This window comes from Gammaproteobacteria bacterium, from assembly GCA_029881255.1.
In the GTDB taxonomy this organism is placed as follows: domain Bacteria; phylum Pseudomonadota; class Gammaproteobacteria; order S012-40; family S012-40; genus JAOUMY01.
In genome coordinates this window covers 73,934-96,785 of sequence record JAOUMY010000002.1, presented here as the reverse complement: position 1 = coordinate 96,785, position 22,852 = coordinate 73,934, and the positions used below count along the sequence as shown (strand labels likewise).

The 22,852-nt window shown below is 45.9% G+C and carries 10 protein-coding genes; 3 read left to right on the top strand and 7 right to left on the bottom strand.

Annotated features, from left to right (window positions below; translation table 11 throughout):
- Positions 1–2: 2 nt before the first annotated feature.
- A complete protein-coding gene (locus tag OEZ43_05680; GenBank protein ID MDH5545062.1) occupies positions 3–1,922 on the top strand; it encodes a M48 family metallopeptidase in 1,920 nt (639 codons plus the stop codon).
- Positions 1,923–2,018: 96 nt separating this feature from the next.
- On the opposite strand, the gene OEZ43_05675 is transcribed toward OEZ43_05680, so the two are convergent.
- Entirely contained in the window at positions 2,019–3,125 is a 1,107-nt protein-coding gene (locus OEZ43_05675; GenBank protein MDH5545061.1) for a hypothetical protein, read from the bottom strand.
- Between the two features lie 413 nt (positions 3,126–3,538).
- Here OEZ43_05675 and OEZ43_05670 point away from each other — a divergent pair, with 413 nt between their 5' ends.
- On the top strand, positions 3,539–4,867 hold the full coding sequence (locus OEZ43_05670; GenBank protein ID MDH5545060.1) for a DUF3943 domain-containing protein: 1,329 nt from the start codon (positions 3,539–3,541) through the stop codon (positions 4,865–4,867).
- Between the two features lie 90 nt (positions 4,868–4,957).
- Here the strand turns inward: OEZ43_05670 and OEZ43_05665 are convergent, their stop codons facing one another.
- Positions 4,958–6,658 carry a flagellinolysin gene (locus OEZ43_05665; GenBank protein ID MDH5545059.1) on the bottom strand — a complete coding sequence of 567 codons (1,701 nt, stop codon included), beginning with the start codon at positions 6,656–6,658 and terminating at the stop codon, positions 4,958–4,960.
- 143 nt (positions 6,659–6,801) lie between these two features.
- Entirely contained in the window at positions 6,802–13,275 is a 6,474-nt protein-coding gene (locus OEZ43_05660; GenBank protein ID MDH5545058.1) for a PKD domain-containing protein, read from the bottom strand.
- 943 nt (positions 13,276–14,218) lie between these two features.
- On the opposite strand from OEZ43_05660, the gene OEZ43_05655 reads away from it, so the two are divergent.
- Complete coding sequence (locus OEZ43_05655) at positions 14,219–15,319, top strand: hypothetical protein (protein ID MDH5545057.1); 1,101 nt, start codon at positions 14,219–14,221, stop codon at positions 15,317–15,319.
- A gap of 229 nt (positions 15,320–15,548) precedes the next feature.
- Here the strand turns inward: OEZ43_05655 and OEZ43_05650 are convergent, their stop codons facing one another.
- The 4 genes from OEZ43_05650 to OEZ43_05635 form a co-directional block, all read right to left on the bottom strand.
- Complete coding sequence (locus OEZ43_05650; GenBank protein MDH5545056.1) at positions 15,549–16,127, bottom strand: DUF1566 domain-containing protein; 579 nt, start codon at positions 16,125–16,127, stop codon at positions 15,549–15,551.
- Between the two features lie 26 nt (positions 16,128–16,153).
- Positions 16,154–20,287, bottom strand: coding sequence for a DUF1566 domain-containing protein (locus OEZ43_05645; GenBank protein MDH5545055.1), 4,134 nt, complete (start codon positions 20,285–20,287; stop codon positions 16,154–16,156).
- A gap of 112 nt (positions 20,288–20,399) precedes the next feature.
- A complete protein-coding gene (locus OEZ43_05640) occupies positions 20,400–21,077 on the bottom strand; it encodes a hypothetical protein (GenBank protein MDH5545054.1) in 678 nt (225 codons plus the stop codon).
- Between the two features lie 4 nt (positions 21,078–21,081).
- Positions 21,082–22,047, bottom strand: coding sequence for a caspase family protein (locus tag OEZ43_05635; protein ID MDH5545053.1), 966 nt, complete (start codon positions 22,045–22,047; stop codon positions 21,082–21,084).
- Between the last annotated feature and the right edge of the window lie 805 nt (positions 22,048–22,852).

The window sequence follows — 22,852 nt, the reverse complement described above, 5'->3', positions numbered from 1 at the left end:
CGATGAATTATTTTGAAGCCCAGGCTGTCGCGAAACGCAATACCGGCGTATTGATTTTTCTTTTCCTGCTTTCGGTGATTTCGCTTGTTGCTATCATTGATATCGTTGCGTTGGGATTGCTGTCCTATAGCAATACCGACGTTTTTCCTTCCACGCTTGCTGAGCTTGAGGCTGCTTTCAATTTGCAGTTTGTAGTCGTCGTATCACTTTTTACACTCGGTGTTATCGCCCTTGGTAGTTTAGTGAAAACGATGGAACTTCGCGGAGGAGGTCGATCTATAGCAGAGGCTTTGGGTGGCCGACTAATACCGCAAAACAGCAATGCTGTTGTACACAAACGCATACTGAATGTCGTGGCTGAGATGGCGATCGCTTCTGGCACACCGGTGCCTAGCGTCTATCTGCTGGAGGAAAGCAGTATAAACGCCTTTGCCGCCGGTTGGTCTCCAAATGATGCCGTGATAGGGGTCACTCGTGGCGCAGTCACTATGTTGACCCGCGATGAGTTGCAAGGCGTCGTCGCGCATGAATTCAGTCATATCTTCAATGGCGACATGCGTATGAATATACGTCTGATGGGCATCATAGGCGGAATCGTATTGCTGGGTGAAATAGGCTACTACGTGTTGCGAGCGAGTCGTCATGTGAGCGGCTTCCGCAGCAGCAAGGACAGCAGAAATGCGGCGTTGATATTTTTTGCCTTCGGCCTGTTGTTATTTGTCGCAGGTTATATCGGCGTATTTTTTGGTAAGTGGATAAAAGCCGTCATCAGTAGACAACGGGAATATCTCGCTGATGCGGCTGCTGTACAATATACGCGCAATCCGTCGAGTATTGCGGGTGCGCTCAAAAAGATTGGTGGTGGTAGCGTGGGATCGCTACTAATGTCTCCGGCGGCGAGTCAATACAGCCATGCCTATTTTTCCAAAGGTGTTTCTGGTTTCCTGTTTTCTACTCATCCACCGTTAAAAGATCGGATTCGACGCATACAACCCAATTGGAATGGACGGTTTGTAAAGCCGAAAAACGAAATTTCAGCACCGGAATTCCAAAGTAGTCGAAACGAAGCGAATAAACAAAAGAAACTGGCGATGGTGGTGACGCTGGCTGAAGTGTATCAGGCCATAGATCGCATCGGCCACCCTACGCAAGCTGATTTGGCCATTGCGCAAGATATTATTGCCAAGCTACCCGATGGCCTGAAGCGTGAGGCATATGATCCGTATGGCGCACGCGCAGTAGTTTATGCCTTACTATTGCATGCGGACCCTAATGCCAGAGAAGATCAGTGGGTGATACTAAAACGATACGCTGACACTCAGGTGTTTGAGAAGACTCAAGTGCTTTTTGATGAGATTAACATTCTGCCAAAAGACCTGCGCCTGCCACTTTTTGAGTTGTGTTTTCCGGCAATACGTGCGCTCTCCAAGGAGCAATACCTGGTTTTTCAGGAAAATATCAAACGAATCATCGTGTCGGATAACAAACTCAGTATAGATGAATGGATAGCCTTTCGTCTTTTGAAAGAAAAGGTTGATGATGCCTTTGGTTTGAAGAAAAGAAGTCATAGGCATAATCATCTAGGCGCAGTAAAGAAGGAACTGGAGTTTCTTCTGTCGGCGCTGTCATATCTGGAACACAGTGACCAGGCCGCGGCGCATGCAGCCTTCGACGCTGCGAAAGCAGAAATAGGCGCAGGTGCGCTTACGATGCTTCCACGCGAGAAAGTGCTGATTGCAGAACTGGACAAGGCGCTTAACCAACTGGCCGATGCCAAACCACTGATCAAGCGTAAGATCCTCAGGGCGGCAGTCGCCTGTCTCGCCGCCGATAATATAGTGACTGCCGTGGGTAACGATGTGTTACATGTCGTGGCAAGTAGTCTTGATTGTCCACTGCCGCCGCTACCGAGTCGGCTATAGTCATCAAAAGGCCATAGGATTTCTGTCGGTGTGAATTTGCCAGCCATCAAACGGGTAAGGTTGTCATCCTGTGCAATAATTTTGCGACCAGGAGAGCTAAACCAGAAAGTCTACCTGCTGAATAAAACCGGCCTCACCGTCTTCCGTAAGATAGAAAGCGGTATTGCGAATTTGTCCCAGCTGGGCGTTGTCTTGTTGATCGTTGAGGCTAAACGGTGTTTCCGATGCATGCAAGGAAATCGCGCCAATATTCGCCTGTGCGAGTCCAATGAGCGTGTCGTTACCACTGTCGTCTTTTAGCCAGATTTCAAGCTCCGAGAATATGGAATCTCCCTCGTCGATAAAGCCATTGCTATCTTCATCGAATTTACGAAGCTCGGCAAAACCGTCACCGCTAATCGCGCCAAACATTTCGCTTCCGTCATTGATTACGCGGTCGCCGTTTCTATCGAGCACAAGGAAACCGCTGCCTTTCTTTAAGCTAGATAGCTTTTCCGTGCTACCGTTGGCATCCAAATCAAAATTAAATGTCGACTGACTCAATGAAACACTATTTACGTCCAGATTTATGACCAACGGGTCAACAATCTTGCGTATTTCCTCTTCGCTGATTTCGGTTAGCCGCATCATTTTGAATTCGCGACTCATGGTGAGGCTCAAATCGATTTCAATTTTACGACCATCTAAGGTTTGAATGCTGCTTGCTACATTGTAGCGACTGCATTCTTCTTCGAACAAAGACTCCTGTCGTATACGACGGGAATTTAGTTGCGCCGTTCCTGAGATCTGATCGCCAGTGCCAGGCAGGCCTCGCTGGCTTTCAATGACATCGTTCATGGCTTCGGTCGTACTACCTTGAAAGTCGTCGATATTGATGAGTTTGATTGGTTTACCGAAAAAGGCCTCGACCAGTGTTTTTAGGCTATGTAAAGAAGCGGAGCGAATTTGCTCTGGTTTCTCATCTGTTTGAACGTTTGGAGTGTCTACAATTCTGGTATGACGAGAACGCAGATTCGGTGGTAAGGTTTTGCCTGCTGGTCTTGGATTTATTGGTAGTAGATTCAGTTGATTTTTCGGTGCCGTACGCACGTTGGTAACTGGCACAGTGAGCGTTTTTGTTCTTTCGCCTATCTCGGTAAATTCATGGCGTCGAACTGACTGATGTGATGAGGTCGTCATCACTTTGCTGGCGTCGATTTTCATGGTGATCCCCTGATATCAACATCTCATAAAAGCTACATCGGCCGCAGGCGGTATAGTGTTAGATATGAATTTCGCTTCTAGTTTAAGTCCAAGTATGCAATGAAGAAAAGGCCATGATTTACATAGGAAAAACGCTAGTACTATCGATTGTTTCGTGCGTTATTGGCCGACAATAGCGAGCAGGAGAAACGCTATCATTGGCTTATATCCGGTTGGCTGGGGTTTCTCTCGGGATGCTTTCTTTAGTCATATGAAATGTTTATGATGCGTTCATCGTAGAATCAAAATGCTATAAGAAGATCTCGACGAGACCGTAGCAACAAATAATTCAAATATATTTACAAAATTTCTTGAAAACGAAAGCATTACGTCAAATCGCCTTTGTCTGCGCCTTATTGAGCGGCAGTATTTGTGTGGCCGATACGTACCAGGACAGGCTCGGTAAGGCAAGTCTGCATTTGGGTGGATTACTTGGGGCGTATACGGGGCTGTACTATATTCGACTGGATCTCAGCGAACCGGATCATGAGCTCAATCAGTCTGGACAAGGTGAGTACTCGGATTGGACGGATTTTTCCTACGACACCAACTACCGCTACTTCAATTGGGGGCACACGTATACAGGTGCGTCCTACCATCAGATGGCAAGAATCAATAAGCTCGACTTTTTTCATGGCCTGATATTTAGCCACCTGGGTTCCATCGTCTGGGAATATGGTATCGAATATCGAGAAGTTTTCAGCATAGGCGACCAAATATTGACCGGGTTTGGCGGCAGCTCTTTGGGGGAGGCGATGTTCCAGATTGCGCCGCTTTTACGTAGGCAAAAAGATTGGGCTTGGGCGTCCTATTTATTCGACCCTTTCGCTGCGATTGGAAGTGCGAGGGATATACGATACCAAACACCGGTTTATGGAAACTTTGATATTCAAGTGGGGTATTCACAGAGAGCCTACGGCAATGAAATATTTCAAACGCTTTCTCTTGGATTCGAGAGTGTGCGGGATCGAATTGCTCAACGGGAAACGAGCAATTATGTAGCATACGCGAGTCTTAATGCACGAATCGATAACACATCGGGAAGTATCGACTTCGCAACGGTTGCTGACATTGCATTTAAAGGAGTTGTAGAACGATCAACCCGTACTCGGCGTCATCAGCTCTTAGTTGGATTGGCTAGCGGTATCGAGTTCGAAACCAGGCTCTACAATGCAAATCAGGATTGGTTTGGCGCGGTAAATCTGCTCGGCGTATCTAGTCTCGTTCGAAATCGTTTTGGCATATTCGACTATCGAATCCAATTGGGGGCGTACTACGACTTCGCCATGATTGATGCCCTGGCATTGGAGCAACTCGACAACTATATCGATCTCTTTGATATACGCGTTGTCACTTCGACGCTCGGCTACTATTACGCTTTTGGCTGGACAGCTCGCGCAGATCTGATTCTGGAAGTAGGTGATTGGAGCCTATCATACCGCGGAAGTCTTCATCGCTATGACTCCATCGACAAATACAATCGATTCGAGGAAATTCAACTGCGATATTATAACTACAATGACGACATTTCTCGTCACGAGTTTAAATTGCAATATCAATTTTCACGATTGGGCATAGGACTGAAGAATACTATTATTAAACGTTACGGCTATATCGATAGCTATGACGACATTTATTTTTACGTAGAGGAAGAAAAGACAGAAAGGCAATTCACCTTGTTCCTGAATTATGTAATAAAGTAGTTGATCTAAATAGCTTGTGTTTTTTGATTGACTATTTGCGGAAAGAATATGGGTAGAATTTCAGAGTTGACTGGAGACTAAAAGAACCGATTACAAGCCTTGTAGTAGACTCAGGGCTAGAGAAGGTACTTGCTGTGCCTGTGCCGTCATCGCGGTTGAGGCATTGCTTAGAATCTGGCTGCGAGTGAAATCGGCCATTTCAACCGCGTAGTCCGCATCGCGTATGCGAGAGCGTGATGCGGAAAGGTTTTCTATATTGTTTTCGTTATTACGTATTGTACTTTCGAGTCGACTCATCTGTGCACCCAGGCGCGCCCGTTGTGCGTTGATAAAATCGAGAGCGGTATCAACGTCGCCAATTGCGACGCCTGAATATTCGACAAGATCGAGATCGTCAATACCCAAAGACTTTGCACTTGCAGATACGAAACCTGCCTGTATGACCTGATACGGATTCGCTCCGGCCTGGAATTGCAGGTACTGGGCATAGCCGCTCGAATTTGATGATTCTTCTACCGCCCATTTGATGTCTGCTTCGGTGGGATTTTGTTGATAGTGATTCATGTCGTAGATCACGTGTTCCGCGCTTGTATCCCGGTAGTAATCACCGTTCTCTGCGTTTCTACCACCGACAGCTCCCGTATCGCCGTCGCCTTCCTCGTAACCATTGGCTAACAGGTAGGCTTCGCCGTTTGCATTAAAGTCGGCATGAAAGTCGGCCATGGCGGCGTAGTTTTCACCGGTTGCCGTATTTATGGAGTCGAGCAGAGTGTTTCCCTGTCGCATCAGGTCGAATACGCGACCGATTCCGGAAATGTTCACATTGTCCTGGTCATATCCTCCCGCCTTGGAATGGATATAGCGTACGGCCAGGTAGGCCTTGGCGTATTGGCCGCTAGATCCGATTGCTGGGGCAGCGGGCCAGGCGGTTAGATCATTGGCCGCCATTACTGCGCTAATGCCACCTTCGCTTTCAACGCGTTCATCACCGCCAGGGAGCAATTCCGCAGTTCCCTCGGTAAACCAGTTTTCTCCCGCGATGATCATCCCTTCATTCGCCATTGCCGCATGCACCAACTCATGTGCAGCAAGTCGATCCATATAGAACGGGCCATTACCACCATTTTTTAGATCGATTTCTACATTGTTTAGGTAGGCCATATTGAGCATATAGCTCAGATTTCCTGGAGCGCCGCCTGCTCGTCCCCATGCAGCATCCGTAGGGTCATTGTATAGAGATACCGTCATGGTGGCGTTCTTGAGGCTTAGACCGAAATACCGGTTCAAGGCTGTTTCGCTGGCTTCAAGCCAGCCACGTTTCAAGGCATCAATGACTTCGGATTCTTTCCCTTGCGGGCCAACCTTAGCGTAGTCATTCAGGATTTTAACCCCGTTGAAATTCGTCGTTTCGGCAATGCGTGTAACTTCAGTAACGAGTTGCGAGACTTCTAGCTGTAGAGCGCGGCGATCACCGACGGAGTTAGTTGCGTTAGCAGCCTGAACTGATAGTTCACGCATACGCTGCAACATGTTGGAGATTTCTTGCATTGCACCTTCGGCAGTTTGCAACATGGAAATGCCATCATTCACGTTTCGTGTCGCTACCGTCAGTCCGCGCACCTGCGTAGTAAATCGTTCGGAAATCGCGAGGCCTGCCGCATCGTCTTTAGCGCTATTGATACGCAAGCCAGACGAAAGCCTACGCATGGAGGTGCTTAGCGTCTCAGAGTTGCGGTTGTACGCCTTATTGGCGTTCAGCGCCATCGTGTTAGTGTTTATGATCATTGGCATAATAAAAACCAGCGATTTCCCATTTAATCACACACTGTAACGGCATTAATTTGGCGAATCTTGAGCAAGACGGTGAAAAATAGATGAATTTTCTTCTTTTGGATTAATACCTTGGTGTTAGGTTTTTAGTAAAATTTGCAAATCTACACACTTTCGGGTGACAAGAGGGTTGGATTATAAGGGCGGGCTTGAGAGCTTTTTCTGAAATGTCGTAGTTGATGGTTTCCTCTAAGAATACCAATTAAGAGTATGAAAATTAGAAGTGAAAACGATATGGCGCTTTTCTTAGGTTTTGGGCCGGGATTGTTTTTAGGAATCGTAATCACTGCCAGACTTCCGTTCTCGAAAATGGCATACCCTGATTCAACGACAAATACCAGGTTGAAGTGCAGGTCGTGTTCAAATTTGTTTTTTAGAAGTGGTATAGGTATTTCTCTTTCTGTTGCGTCTCCGCTAGCCCAATGAAGACTTCCTTCGATTGCGCCAAATTCGCTATCTAACTCGGCGCTACCGTCCGTAGTGTAATAGCGTAAGGTGATGTCGTTGATTGGAGGGGCTTCCGGTTTTATGCGGAAGACGTGTTTTTCCTTATCGATATCTAGTAGCAAGTCTTCGATGTTAAAGACAACTGGTGATATCGGTGTTTCGTCTGTGTAGGGATTGACAGTAATGTGGACGATAGCATCGTCGCGACCTTGATGTCCGTCTGAAATCGTGTAGCTAAAACTATCTTCTCCTGTATATCCTTCATTTGGCGTATAGGTAAAAGTGCCATCGTTATTCGAGTACGCCGTCCCGTTTTGGGGCTGTTCTAACTGCAGCACCATCAAAACGTCGCCGTCAACATCAGTATCGTTCCCAAGAACATTTCCAGTTTTCAGATTTTGCCCTTCAAGCGTTACATAATAATCATCCGCGGCAACAGGGCTATCGTTTATTGCGAGCACATCTATTTTGACTTTTGCTGGTAGTGAATTGTCTATGCCGTCGCTTGCGAGTGCTTCGAACTCTATAGTTCCCGAAAAATTTGCTGCAGGAACAAAAGTAAATTCGCCAGTATTCGTATTTAGACCCTCTATTTTTCCATTCTGGGGAGGGGAATGTATTGTAAAGCTTATATCGTTACTATCGACATCGTGGGCGACTAGAATACCGGATACAGGTGCGTCTTCTTGCGTTTGTAAAGCCAGATTATTTATTTCTGGAACATCGTTTACTGCTATTACATCGATGAGCACGTTTGCGGTGCTTTGTAGACCCATTGCGTCAGTAACCGTATATTCAAAGCTATCTGGCCCTGAGTAATTTGCAATAGGTGTGTACGAGAACCGATTGCTTTCAAGAGTCAGGTAGCCATGCGACGGCTGGCTAAAGCCAATGATTATGCTGTCTAACGATTCATCAGAGTCGTTTGCCAACACATCAATAACTAGTGTCTTATCTTCGAGTACAGTGACGTTGTCATCTTGAGCCGTTGGCATGGTATTGATGAACACCGTGGTGCTTGAAGCCAAAGAGTCTGTATATCCGTCATTAACTGTGAGCTGTACGCTATACTCTCCCGCTTCTGCGAACGTGTGCGTCAGCACCGGGTCAGTAGATATAAGCTCTCCACCCAGTCTCCATGCGTAGCTGATATCTGAAAGTTCAGCGTCATAAGAAGCTGAACCATTGATCACGATGTTGAGATTCTGATTAGACGAAACATAGCCAGGCGTAACCGCAATCGGACGCTGGTTAATGACAATATTGGTATTGTCTGTGGACGTTAGCCCATCGTCGTCTGTAACCGTTAGCTGAAAGCCCAACAGGTTGTCATTTCTTGCTGCAAAAACAGGCGATTTGTGCGAGCTAAGAGAGTCAGGGGCAACCTTGTTATAGGCATTCTCACCCCAACAGGCGATAGAGCCCAGGTCGGTCAATACACAGGAATGATGCTTACCAGAGCTGACTAGCGCAATATGCGAATTAAACAAAATGGGGTTTGTTGGCGCGCTTGTAGAAGGCAAATTACCCGTTCCGTTTTCCCCATTGGGATTTCGTCCCCAGCAATATACCTGCTTACTTGTAGCCAGTGCGCAGTTAAAACCGTTCCCGCTCGATATCTGAACATAATCGTGTTCGGTGATAACTTGAGCTGGCGTAAATATGTTGGAAGTGGAATTAGGAGTTGCGATACCCCCTATGTAGATTTCTCCCCAGCAGTACAAGTTGCCATCAATACTACTTTTTGCACAGCTATGGGATTCTCCCACACTGAACGTTTTCCAGTATGTAGATTGGCTTGGCGTTGGAACTTTCGCAGGTTGCGTTTGCTCGGTTGTTGTTGCGTCGATTCCTATTTGGCCTGAGCTGTTGCTTCCCCAGCACCACAAAGTATTTAGTGTGTCTTGGGCACAAGTATGTGATGTAGCGGCGTCCACACTTTTCCAACCGGTACCTGTTGGAGAATCAACGTGTTCCGGCGTTTCTCTACGAAGCGTATCACCAAGCCCTAGTTTGCCTACGGAATTATCTCCCCAGCAGTACAGTTTCTCTCCCACATCGATTGCACAAGTGTGGTACTCGCCGGCACTAACAGTTCTCCATTTCACGTTATCTTGTGTGACAACCTCCTGATAGGCGCCGTTATTTCCTATGCCAAGTTGCCCGAATGAGTTATCACCCCAACAGAAAAGACGATCATCGACTGAAATCGCACAGGTGTGTCTGCCGCCAGATGACACTTCTCTCCAATGCGAGTTCCCATCAATTGAAATTGATTCTGGGCTTGGGTAAATCGCAGTAGCGGTAGTAGAAGAGTTTTGCTTGATCTGCCGGAAAGCATTGCTTCCCCAACACCACATTGCCTGTTCCGAGTCAATTGCGCAGGTATGATTCGTTCCAGCGGAAACCGTCTTCCAGAAAACCGAAGAGCTTGGTACCACGAAACTTGCACGGCTCGCGTCTGAGTTGATGACCTCAACTGTTGGCCCAAATGTTTGCTGCCAAGCATAGGTATTTATTCTGCCATCAATATCGCTACTATTGTCCCCGTTTAATTCAGCCGTTTCGTCTGGTGAATAAACCTGCAACTCACCTGCGTTGGAAATTGGCGGAGTAATAACGCGAAGAACTCTTTCTGCGGGTAACGAATCTTCATCTCCGTCACTTACGGTTAATGTGATGGAAAAATTGCCGTACTGACTAAATGCGCGAGAATAATTAGCAGCGGTTGAAACGTGAGTGCCATTTACTTTCCACGAATAACTTAGCGAGTCGCCATCCGGATCGAAAGAGCTAGTGCCGGAAAATATAGCGAACAAGCCAAGATCTATTTTGTCACCAACCTGTGACGTAATTTTAGCTGTCGGCGCACGATTTGGGACGGTTACTGTCGTGTTCGCTATTTGCGAGTCACTGAGGCCGTCATTCACAAGTAGTGATAGGTTATAACTGCCTTTGTTGGCGTACGTATGTGTAGGCGCGATTCCGTTTGCGCTATTGCCATCACCAAAGCCCCATACGTAAGTTAGTGCGTCTCCGTCTGCATCAAAAGAGCCTGAGCCATCAAAGGTAATCGAGTTGCCGACATATTCTTGATAAGGGCCACCTGGATCTGCGACCGGCTGAGTGTTTGTGACGATTTCAATTTGGTGTTGTACGCTGTCTGTTAATGCGCCGTCGCTTACGGTAAGTGTGACGGTAAATAATCCTGTGCTACTGAATTCATGGCTGGGGTTTTCCAGTGATAAGCTTTGTCCATCGCCGAAATCCCAAGAATAGGTTAGCGTCTGCAGATCAGGATCGTGCGATGAACTCGCGCTAAAATGAATGGGAATATTGGCTGCACCGCGCGAGGGCGCGTCAATTACCGCAACCGGTGCTTGATTCTCTACGGAAACACTAGCAGTCGCGGGGGCCGAGGTATCAAATCCATCATGCACGACAAGTGTAACAATGTAATTTCCAGGGGCAGCATATGTGTGCGACGGAAAAATACCGAATCCGTTGCTGCCATCCCCAAAATCCCAGAGGTAGCTCAAGGCATCGCCGTCTTGATCGCTGGACTGACTTCCGTCGAAGGCAATATTCTGTTGAGCAAATCCGGTATAGGGCCCACCAGCATGCGCGATAGGAGACAGGTTAGACCCAACTACAACAGAAGTTAACGCGGGTAAAGAATCTTCGTTGCCATCGTTTACAACTAGCGTGACTTCGAAAATTCCACGTTGACTATAGGTATGGGTCGGATGTGGTTCCGTGCTCGACGAGCCATCACCAAAATCCCAACTATAGGTGAAAATCGCGCCGGCCAAAGGCGAACTCACCGTACTGGTAAAGTTGACGGCTTGATCTACTTCACTCTGATACGGTCCTCCAGCAGTGGCAGTAGGGCGTCTGATGGGCTTGAACTGTATCGCCATATTATTGTTTATCGATGGCGTATTGTGGGAATACTGTACGCCTTTTGTGCCTTCAATATTCTCAATCCCAACCGTTGCGTTATTGCCATTGTCGTCAGTACTGTTGAATATTACGTCTTTGTACTGGAACAGTATCTGGCTGCTACCTTCTGCAAGAATGACTTGAAAACTTCCCCCATTGGGGATCTGGTCATTATTTACATGAACGTCGTCCCAGCTAACGATGAACTTTCGATTGGGCTGTACACCAGAGGTCATCACATAGATGTTGCCGCCGAAGTCAGGGTTCAAGTCGGTCCAAAATGGCGCGATAAAATTGTTGGGGGCGTTATTGTTAGGAATCGCTGTATTGCTATAACTGCTTGTCGATTTAGCGAAGGACATGATTCCGTTTGAGCTTACATAAACCCTATCATATATCGTGTTGTAAAATTCGAATGGAAATCCAAATACAAATAGCGTGTTGGAATCGTTGCTTAGGTTCAGTGGTGTCCCTGAGGAAGCATCTTGCCAATTGTAGCTGATTGTGTCGTCTATCTGATATTCGGTTTTTACATAAATAGAACCGTTTAATGACTTTGTCGCTGAGGCATAATAAGGATGAGACGCCGAAAACACCAACGTAACATCACCATTAAGGTGTGGATTCCAGGTCGCCGAGTAGATTCCGTCACCGGCCAACTCATCACCCTGTATTCCCGCGTCGTTCAAGCCAACATCTATCTCATTGTTAACGCGCATCACTAGCTGCACGTTATTGATCTGCTTGTCGCAGCTATATATTTTAGCCTTAAAAATTTGAGGTTGGTCCGAAGGAATTTTGAAATTATTCGCGTGGCTAGTTGGAATAATTTGCAGAGCGCCTGCCTGGCAATTTAGTGCATTGGTAACATTTATCCTGCCGTTACTTATGGTTTTTCCATTTAACGGTTCCGTAAAGGTAGAAGTAGAAATGAGCAATTGTTTGATCTGTTCAGGGGTGCGAGTAAAGTCGTCCGCAAGAATCAACGCGGCGGCACCAGCGACATGAGGTGTCGCCATCGATGTTCCACTTAGGTTGCGGTAGAAATTACCGGGAATAGTGGAGTAAATAGAACTCCCTGGCGCCGAGACATGGACGGAGTTTTTTCCCCAATTGGAAACACTGGAAAGTCGACCATAGCGGTCGAATGAAGAAACGCCGATAATGTTTGGAAGATTGAAGGATGCAGGATAGTGCGGAATGATTTCGGTATCTACCGCAGAATTGCCTGAAGCAGCGACAACGGATATCCCGGCGTCGTTGGCCGCTGAAATGACATCATAAAGTAGTTGAGAGTACCCACTACTTCCCCAACTGGTGTTGATTATGTTTGCACCATTATCGATTGCATATTGAATCGCTCGAATGTTGTTGCTCGTGAGTCCTCCGCCACTGGAAGATAGAGATTTGACGACCATAATCTTTGATGACCAGGCAACTCCCACGATACCCTCATCGTTGTTAGCGACGGCTGCAATTGTGCCCGCCACGTGTGTGCCATGTTGATTATCATCGAATGGGTCGGGGTCATTGTTTACAAAGTCATAACCGCGTACATCATCAATATATCCATTGCCATCGTCGTCAATGCCATTGTCGGGAATTTCGTTTGTATTCTTCCAAATGTTGTCGGCCAGGTCTTTATGAGTATAGTCCACACCCGTATCAACTACGGCTACGACAACTCCATCACCCGGGCTTGCACTAGTCCAGGCATTTTCAACGCCAATATCATTGCCGATACTGCCACCTGCTTGTCCCGTATTCACCAGGCCCCACAGTTGTCCAAAAGAAGGATCTGTCGGAACAGCATCGGTATTTACGACAAAGTCTGGCTCAACAAATTCTATGTCCGGATCTTTACTAAGTTGTTCAAAAGTTCTGTTCCAATTGGCGTTGTCCGCAATGCTGAGTTCGTGCCAGCGATCTAGTTCGCGATGCTTGGGTGACTTTGACAAACGACTACGGACGGGTCTATCTGAATGATCGAATAGCGGTTTGATGTCCTTAATGTGCCTATGTCGTGACCGGACACGGTGTGGCTGTTGATCGACCGAATTTTTGTATTTGATGAGAAATCGTTGCGGGTGATGTTTTTCGGCTTCGTCTTGGGCATAAACATCTGCAAAAAGCAGGGTGCCAATTCCACAGCATGTGAGAAGCAAAAAATGGTTTAAAACAAATCTCATTAGAACATCCGTGTTAGAAATTCTTATTTTTCTAGCAATGCCGCCATGGCGTGTCGGTTCTACCATTTAACCATTGGTTATCGGTACTTAAATTCTTCCGGCAGTATACGTTCGCGGAGCCCAATTATAGTTAGAAACCTGATACAGGGTAAAGAAAAGCCTATTGTGTAGACGTCGGAATAGTTTACAACTAAAAAATATGTCGCAAATACCGAACAGTATTGTCGGCTACGGGTAAAAGGGTAGCGGCCTAAAGTCAAACGTAAAAACTAGGGCTGCACTGGTATGAACTGGATCGTAGATATTTGCGCAGCTTCTGAGCGAAAAACAAAATGGAGATGGCTGTCCTATTTCTCTGTTTTCAGATAGCAACAGGTTAGGCGAAATTCCTCGGGAAAATGCCCCAATCTTACAAAAAGAGAAGTGGACCTCAAGCATTCTTGCGTTTAAACGGCAAAATATTCTGCTTTCTAGTTGTGGTGTAGATACGCACTAAAAGGTGGAGATTGAGAAGTCATTATCAGCAGCAAGATTCACGGCAGTAGCTGCAATTTCTAGGATGTACAACGCCGCTGCAATATTTGTACTTGCAAGTGGAAAAGAGACTTTCTTGCTCAACATGAGTGACTAGTTTAACTGGTGAATAATTAATCAACTTTGCATCGCGATTTCTCTAAGAACATAAGTCACTTGAAAGACAAGGCTTAACTGAAAACTTTTAAGTGTAAAGTTTTTCGAATACAACTGAAAATAACGTCGTGTTAAGGCGACACAAAAAATCATTTTTTGTCACACAAAAAGTCGTTTTTCATGCACTTGTCGAAGTAATTTACATTACTAACGAATAGTGTTTCAACTTCATGATTATAAAAGAAAATATATTGGCTTAAGGATTGCTTAATCGGCTAGGTTAAAACAACTTAATAAGTATTTGAGGGGTAATATGAATATAAAAATTGCGTCACATCGCGCTGCGTTAATGGCCTTGCCTGTTGTATGTTTTCTATCCGCTTCACAAGCGAATGCATCGATTATTAACGTCAATTTGAACTTCGACGGCACTGTTTTGGGTGTGCCGGACAGAGGTGTTCCGATCGCGCCTTACGATCTCAATGTTGATAAAACTGTAGCAATAAATGAAATTCAGAGCGTATTAGGAAGTTCACCGCTAGACGCTTCAGAAATCAATAGTGTATTTAATATGGCCTGGGGTACGGCAAGTATCGGTAGTACACAAAGTTCTTTAAGCGTCATCACTCATCAGTTTGACTTCACAGACCCTGCAGACGGTGACTGGACAGCTTTCAATAACTCTTTTGCTAGTAATGACCAAACAATTAATCCCTACGGTGGCTATTTAACGGCTGAAGAGTGGGCGAATGTCACATCGTTCACTAATGCGCTTACTGGCGAGAGTATGGCTCTTTACCAAATGGCCAGCTTCAACGGTACTACGTTTGATACTGGAAGTTTCATTCCGATTGCAAGGTTGGTATTCACAAATGGTGTAACAGTTGGCAATGAAGTATCGGAGTTCGATGTTTCATTTGATTTAGTTGATGCGGACTTGGTTTCGAACGAACTTATTACCAATATACAATTCCAGAACACACCAAATGTTTGTACATCGGCTGATGAAATTGTCGCAGGCATTCCATGTGACTACGATGGTTTAAAAGCTGTTTTTGGGGCTGATCCAAATAGTCGTATCGTGACTGGTGATCCAGATACTGGTACCGGTGATCCTACTGTGATAGCCGATACCAACCCTCTAGATGAAGTGGTAGCCTCTTCGTTTTGGGTTAGTGAAGGTTCGGCTGGAAGCTCAATTTTGTGGGCGACCAAGGGATCACTACATGGATTTGGTTTTCTGAATGCATCGCAATTTGCAATCACCTCAATTACAACAACTACTGGCACGACCTCCGTATACTACCCCGATGGAAGTGTTGTTACTGTTCCAGCGCCTGCGCCACTAGCGTTAATATCTGCTGGTCTGTTGTATATGCTTGGAACAAGCAGAAAGAAAAAAATGTCTATGTAAATGTTGGACAGCGCACTAGGGGGAGTGCCTCTATGTACTCTCTCTAGTGAGCCGCTTCTTACATAATGGTTTCCCGCGTTTGATATGAATTTGATTTTTCTAAAGTCGTATTGGTTTTGTGAAGTGAATGTTTTTTAATCCATCCCGTGAAACTGAATAGTGGTCGTTTGAAGTGGCTTAGCTTGCTAGTCGTCCTACTAAATATGGTTACCCCGCCCCAGAAATTCTGTCATTGAATTGTGTCGCGAACTAGCCTAACTAGAAAAATGGTGTCCAGGGTCTTATCTTGAAAATAGGCGGATCCATCGTCCATTCTCATTGCCCAAGCATAAATTGGGTTGGTAAATTCTCCTGCTTTAGTTGATGAAGACCAATACTTGAAATCGGTAATATTTGGTACGTTCGGGAATATCTCAGAATTAATGGCCGGTTTTTGGCAGGCATATTCGACGATAGACTGCAGTTCCTTGATGTTTGGTAGTCTCCAGTTATTTGCATTTGCAAAAGAGTTGTCATTATTGGATTTGGCTGAATTAAGCGCCTGCTGCCAGGACATTTTAGTTAAATTCCCATTGCATGAATTTGCTGAAACGGTTTGACCTTCACTACAGCGTTTCCATACCAGGCCAGATTTCTTGTCGGTTACTGTTCCATCACTGTTGATGTTGAAGCGACTACTCGGCGTGGTGGCTTGAATGTTGTCATAAAAACATTCAGCTTGAGTGCTAGAAGCAAAAACCGTCAGCACGAAAATCGTGCTTATGCTTTTGTGTAGTTTTAGGTTAATCAAATTTCTTTTAGTAAACATAACAGTATCTCATCGAAGTCATTGTATTAATCGTGTACCAATCTTATATAGATTGGAGTATTTTTTGGACTTTTATCAATAGTCCCCAGATTAAATTTAATCGACCAGGCGCTGGTAGTTGCACCCGCCGATACCGTAGCTGCTACAGGAGCCGAAGTCCAATATGCTAGCTTCTGTGTGTTAGTAAAAAAGCTAGAATCGATGCTGGGACCCGGCGGCGCAATACTGTAATTAATTATACTCGCCAATTCCTCAGGGTTAGGTACACGCCAATTTGACGCACCGCAAAAATTTTCCGTGTTGACGTTAGCGGCAAAACTTTGAGCGGAGTCCCAGGTATATGTATTAGCAGTGTTGTGTAATCCCGATGTTGTTTTAACCTCCCAGATAAGTCCTGTCACATTATCTTTTACACATGACCAGGAACTCGCGGTATTACCCAGGGTATTTCCAGTCGAGCTAATCTTTGTAAAATCAAAAGCAGCCTGGCCGGTGCCGATTTTAATTAGTTGGGTGCTTAGCCGTGCTTTATCGCGGCCATTTTCCGCATCTTGGGGCGAAAATAAATCGGTACCGTCAGTTGCATTGTTACAGGCCAGGCCTCCTGTATCACTAGTTGCGCATGTTTCGATACCAGTATCATTCAAGACCAGGGAGGGAGTATAGGTTGTTGCGCTCTGTTCACTACTAGCGGCACTTTCCTCATTTCCATCACCCGCAGTAAGTATAAAATAATACGTGCGTCCATCGGCTATGGAAATTGACTTGAAGGAGCGTACTCCATTAGGTAACAAGGTCGCGCTACCTAAGGCGAGCTTGGTGCCATTGGTCAGGGTCCGATAATTGCCCGGCGTTATCCCCGGCTGTTCAGCGTAGTAAAGAAAATAATTAGTCGCGTTAGTAACGTTAGGCCACTTTATCCAGAATCGGCGTTCAAATGGATTGGCTGGTTGCTGGTTGTTAATGAATGTAGTTGGCACCACGTTTATTTGTGGCTGACCCAGGCTGTTTACTTGGTTGGTTACGGAAACATTGAAAGTTCTATCACTAGACCTCTGTGTATCATGTACGCGTAAAGTGACCTCATAAACATTGTTTTGCCCTGAGTCAGTTGGTGACTCGTAGTCAGGTGCGGTTTGAAAAGACAAAATGTTTCCGGCAAGACTGAATTTTGCTTGATCTGCGCCACCGATGATGGAGGTTGAAAGCGGCGTCAGGCTACCGTCTGGGTCATGAATAGCGATTGGCGCATTGAGTAATTGATTTTCCGGAGTCGACAGAGCATTTGCGCCAGTCACGAAAACCGGGTTGTTATCGTTAAGGTTGTTTACACTAAAGGTAAAGGTCTTTTCTAAACCCGTTACGCCTCCACCGTTTAAGATGATAGTAATTTCATAGGTGTTATCCCCACCTTCATCGTTTGGTGATTCATAGTCAAGTTCGAGTGTGTTTTTGTATGCCAATGTATAGGTGTTCTTTCCTGGTGCGGCATTGAGTGTGAAGTCAAGAAAATCGCCCGTTGACTTTAAATTTAAAAATACATCGTCACCGTCCCCATCGAAGGCGACAATCTCAAAACTAGGTCGTGGAAATACGTTTTCGTTTTGATTTGGCAGGTTGGATTCGGTAACAAAGTAGGGCATCTCAGGGAGATTGACGAGGGTTATTTGCAAGGGCAGTTTTACTATGTTGACCGAGCCGCCAGCACCAGAAGCGGTGTCGGCGACTTGAACTTCGACGCTAAATACTTTCGATCCCGATGCGCTGCTCATGGTTTCATAATCAGTTTTGCCGCTAATTCCAATAAAGGACAAAACACCAGAATCGTTTATTTTGAAAAATGCGCTATCCGCATTGGCGGTTCCACCTTGTCCGTTAGGGGTGATGGAATAGTGGAGGGAAAGCCCCTCAGGGTCTGTCGCTCCTATTTGGAATACACCTAAATTGGGTTCTTGTACGCTGGTGTTTGACGGCGGCGTGACGATCGGATCTTCATCGACATCTTTAACGGTAATGGTAACGCCTAACGACACCGCGGGATTGTTTCCATCGTTGGCATTTAGCGTAATGTTAAACACGCTGGAACCGCGCACGCTGATCAGGTTTTCATAATCTTGCATAGAATTGAAGCTGAGCTGGGCGCCATTGATATTGAAATAACTGTAATCACCACCACTGCCTGCGAACGTATAGGTAACCGAATCTTCAGCATCTGATGCGCTAAGCATCTCGACTAGCGGTGGATTCCGGTTTTCGTTTACGCTAAGTGTGTTACCGGTATTCCACACTGGTGCTTCATTCACTGCGCCAACACGTATCGTGAAAGCTTTGGTTATCTGGTTACCAGGGTTGCCTTCCTCGTAGATGCGGACATCAATATGATAGTCGTTGTCGCCATCACTAGACCCCGGGACATCGTAATCCGGCGCCGTGACAAAACGTATTTCGCCATCATCGGGATCAACCGTTAAAGCTGTCGTATCTGCACCGCCAATCTTTTCAAATCTCAGCGTGTTTCCTTCCGGATCGGAAGCTTTGACTTTACCGGCGTAGACATTACCTTCTGACATCGGCAGGAGAAGATCTTCGTTATTGACAAATGGGGGTTCATTGACGCCTTCGATCGTAATTGTCAGTTCACGACGATCTTCAAGCGGCGGCATGCCGTTGTCTTTAACAACAACCGTAACTTTATATGGATTTGTTACACCGACGGCATCAAAGTCAGGGGGAGAGACAAAACTTAGCTGGTTTCCATTGACTATTTCGAATGTACCTGTGTCCGCATTTGCCACGGAAAACGTCAACACACTTGAGCTGTCAACATCACTCGCACTCAGGCTGGTTACGGCTTTGGTATTTTCCGGAATCGAATAGGAAAAAGTGGCGAGTGTAAATTCGGGCGGCTCATTTACATTGGTCACATTTACCGTAATGGCTTTTTCAACTACATGATCCAGGTCCCTAACAGTGACCGTCACCTGATAGGAAGTGACATTGCTTTCAAAATCGGGGGCAGCGATAAAACTGAGTTGAGCGCCCTTAACCTCAAACACCTCAAAACCCGCGCTTACACCATAACTCAGATTATTTGAGTCTATATCGATGGCGGTGAGGTTGGTGACGACTTTTTTGCCTTCCTCGATAAAGTAGACATCGTCAATGGTAAATTCCGGTGGCAGATTACTTGTTCCACCGGTGTTTGCGCCGGCTATTCTTGCTGGTCCTGCAGGCGCAGAGATCTCACTGCTGCCCGATTCATTCAGCGCTACAACCCAATAATAGTAATTGGTTCCTGCGAGTATTGAGCTGTCATCATAGTTGGCGTTACTAACTTCAAACACCTGGGCGCTGGTGAAGTCCAGTTCGTTGCTGGTATCACGATAAATCCGGTAAGCGGTTGCGCTTTCTACGGCCTTCCAGGAGATATCAATAATTTGACCGTTTACATTGGCCTGTAGATTTTGAGGTGTGGGTACTTTCGCAGTTTTGCTCACTGTGATTTCAACAATCTCGGATGTTGGGCTTTCTACGCCTTCCTCAATTTTGGCGACGATGTAATACACTTTTTGTTGTTCGTCATATTGCGTCTGATCGTGGGTGAACGAATCACCCTCGAGATTCTTGGCTGCCCCTTCGTGCTTTGTGACGGAAACATCAGGCGTAGTCGACCAGTAAACATTGTATTTTGCGTGTTCACCCGAAGCGTTTTCCCAACGGATTTCGCCTCTGCCTGTGAGTGTCTGGGCTTTCACATTGTTAGGGCTGTCAGGTTGAAACTGGTATGCAATGACGTTTGAGCGGCCGCTTTCCTTGCCTTCCCAGGTCGCTATGATGGCTAAAAAGACGGTTTGTCCTGGTGTTACGGCATCACCTAACAATCCTCTTATGTCAACATCGGCAGTATTGCCACTGAGAACTATTTTGGTTGGATTGTCCATGGATTCATTGTCAGCCCAATAAAAATAGTATTCCTGCGCGCCACTGTCTTTCGGCAACTTGATTTGGAATTGATTTCTCGCATTAACCGTGAATTCGATGTATGGCGTGTCGGGAGCGGCTTGGCTAAAGTGGTCTTGAACGGCAACGCCACAGCCGGTGAGGTACAAAATGAAAAATAACAAGAGAAGGTTTTTTAAACTAAATGCCTTTCCTGCCAAGATTGATTTTCCTGAAAGGGAAGCATCCCTTGAATATTTATATTTCGCCATTTTTCACGTTTCTGTGCTTGTTTAGGTTATCGAAATCCGTCAGTAACAAAACCGCTTGACGCTACCACGCGCGACTGAGACTCAGGGTTAGCCTTTGCATATTGTGTGACCATGTACCTGAGTCGCCGCGATAGTCGACCGAATTAAGTCTCGTTTTGATTCCACCGGCTAAGGTGAGCTCTTTAGAAACGAGATACAAAACACCGCCATTGACACCCGTGCTAAACCCGAGTCCATTATCTTTTGTACCATTACCCAAAGTGGAGGTAGCAAACACGCCGCTTAGGCTAAATCCCCCGTAGAGTACCCAGTCTCTATTCATGATGATGTAATTGGTAATACCAGCACCGAGCGCATGCATTGTGTCGTCAAACGATCGGCTAATGTTGTCTTTGATATTAACGTCTAGCTGAATCAGCTGATAGCCGATGAATACTGAAGTAAGCGGATATATGCGGTAGCTGGTGGTGATGTCGACATCAAAACGACTTACATCGCTTGACGCGGTGGAATTCGTTTCATAGTTTCCTGCCACTACGCTGCCGGCAAGCGAAAACTCAGGCGTGAAACCGTGACTGGCGCTAATGCCGCCTAGAAAGGCTGTCGAGGTTCCACCTAAACCTGAATGCCAGTTCTCATATTCGCCTCTGATATCGAACGTCAGTGCTGCGGCCTGCTGTGTTGAAAACAACCACAACAAAAGCGGCAGTAGAGTAAGTTGACGAATGCGCTCTTTCATTAATTTACAACCTCAAACTGGGTAAAACGAGTTCTCTGGCTCGTTTTGCCTTTTTATTGAATCGCTCGTCAGAGAGTTTCTGGGCCTGAACCGCATATTCTGCGATGCCTTCTTCGGTCTCTACTGTTACTTTGGCAAAGATAAATTCGCCTAATTCGTCACCGGCACCGTAAAGCACGCCAATTTCGGGTGACTGCTGTACATTGTTTGCAACAGCCTTAGCCACATTCGTGGAAAGTTCGGTGAGAGTTATCAGAGCCGACTTATTGTTTTCCAGTTCGCTCAGGAGAAAATAGGTAAATGGGGAATGACCGGAACTACGATAATTGTCGTCGACAAACTCCATGCCTCCGGCGGCGAAAATCTGTACGCTTTTCTTGTTCGCCGATTTTTCGTAGTAACTTGCGCTGGAGACGCCGTGTTTAGCGCCCCCACGGTTACCACCACGGAGTAGTGCGCCACTGAAACAGGAGTCTGAAACCAGCAGTGTGTGTTGCGCCTTTTCCGAAATTAGCAGAATCTCGTCACGTATGGCCGAGTTGCGAATGTAAGTTGTGATGTCATCGCCCGTAGCGTCAGAAGGAATCCAATAACCACGATTCGTTTCCTCATCCAGGTAACCGTGGCCAGCGTAGTAGACCAGCACGCTATCTTCCGGATTGGTGCGCCGCGCAAGATTATTGAGTTCTAAGATAATGTCACGGCGCGAGGCGTCATGTAATAGTGTTACGTCAGAAAACCCGTAATTCTTTTCTAGAATATTTGCAACAGTAACAGCATCTTGCTTCGCAGTCTTAAGGCTTTGCCATAAACCTTGCTTGTCCATGTACTCATTGTTGCCGATGACAAGAGCGCGATACGTTCCAGAGTTAAACGGGGTGACATGGGTTCTCGTCAGGCCGCGAGTGTCGGCCAGAGTAAACTCGCTAAAAACAAATGAAGAAATAAGAAGTATAAGTATCTTTTTCATTGCAAGAATCCCTTCATCTCTACCTATCTAGCGTCCCCAAGTAGAACACCTTGGGCTACTACAATATTGTTTTGATTTTAGAGTGTCTGTTTGCTTACCAGGTGTGAAGTGATTCACAAGCAATTACGGATAAGCAACATTTTATATGCTGTTAATCTTTGACGACCAGGGATTATAAACCTGTTCACCCCGATGAGCGCCAGTATCAAATACCAAAATTCAGATGTTGAAACAATATTCTTTTTTATCGCCATGATCAACGACAATAAAGCCGTGTTCATACCGCCACAAGGAACAGAATTATAAACCAGATTGTCACAAATAACTGTCAGCAGCAGACGACAAAAACGGTAATTTGATGGCTTTTTTCACTTGGCTAATGGTGTTTTACAACGAAGATAAACGGTACCGTGTGCCGGGATGTTGACGAATTGTTTAAGCCTTCCGGCCCTTGAACAGGTTACTACCGGTCGCGATAAAACTGTACAAATCCTTTGGTTTTTCCAGACTGAATTTGGTTTTATACCCACGAGACTTTTAAGGGTTGGGGTTGTTAAATATTAACCGTATTTTTAGCGCTAGACTTTGAATGGAAAGAATCCGGGGCAACTCATAGCAGTTCCTGAAGCGCTGTTTGCTCATCACACATCGTGTAAGGTTAAAGGAAGTCTAAGCGTTTTTTGGGTGGGCGCGGGCGTCAAAACCTGGGAACAAGCAGATCATCAGCGTGCTATAGTCGCTACCTATCGTGTGCCTTAGCAGGCTCAACTATTTGAGCTAACAATAGCGGCTTACCCATAAATAT

Bases quoted from the DNA above. Each gene is read 5' to 3' on its own strand.
- OEZ43_05680 (MDH5545062.1), top strand. From the start codon at position 3: ATGAATTATTTTGAAGCCCAGGCTGTCGCGAAACGCAATACCGGCGTA.
- OEZ43_05675 (MDH5545061.1), bottom strand. From the start codon at position 3,125: ATGAAAATCGACGCCAGCAAAGTGATGACGACCTCATCACATCAGTCA.
- OEZ43_05665 (MDH5545059.1), bottom strand. From the start codon at position 6,658: ATGCCAATGATCATAAACACTAACACGATGGCGCTGAACGCCAATAAG.
- OEZ43_05660 (MDH5545058.1), bottom strand. From the start codon at position 13,275: ATGAGATTTGTTTTAAACCATTTTTTGCTTCTCACATGCTGTGGAATT.
- OEZ43_05655 (MDH5545057.1), top strand. From the start codon at position 14,219: ATGAATATAAAAATTGCGTCACATCGCGCTGCGTTAATGGCCTTGCCT.
- OEZ43_05650 (MDH5545056.1), bottom strand. From the start codon at position 16,127: ATGTTTACTAAAAGAAATTTGATTAACCTAAAACTACACAAAAGCATA.
- OEZ43_05640 (MDH5545054.1), bottom strand. From the start codon at position 21,077: ATGAAAGAGCGCATTCGTCAACTTACTCTACTGCCGCTTTTGTTGTGG.
- OEZ43_05635 (MDH5545053.1), bottom strand. From the start codon at position 22,047: ATGAAAAAGATACTTATACTTCTTATTTCTTCATTTGTTTTTAGCGAG.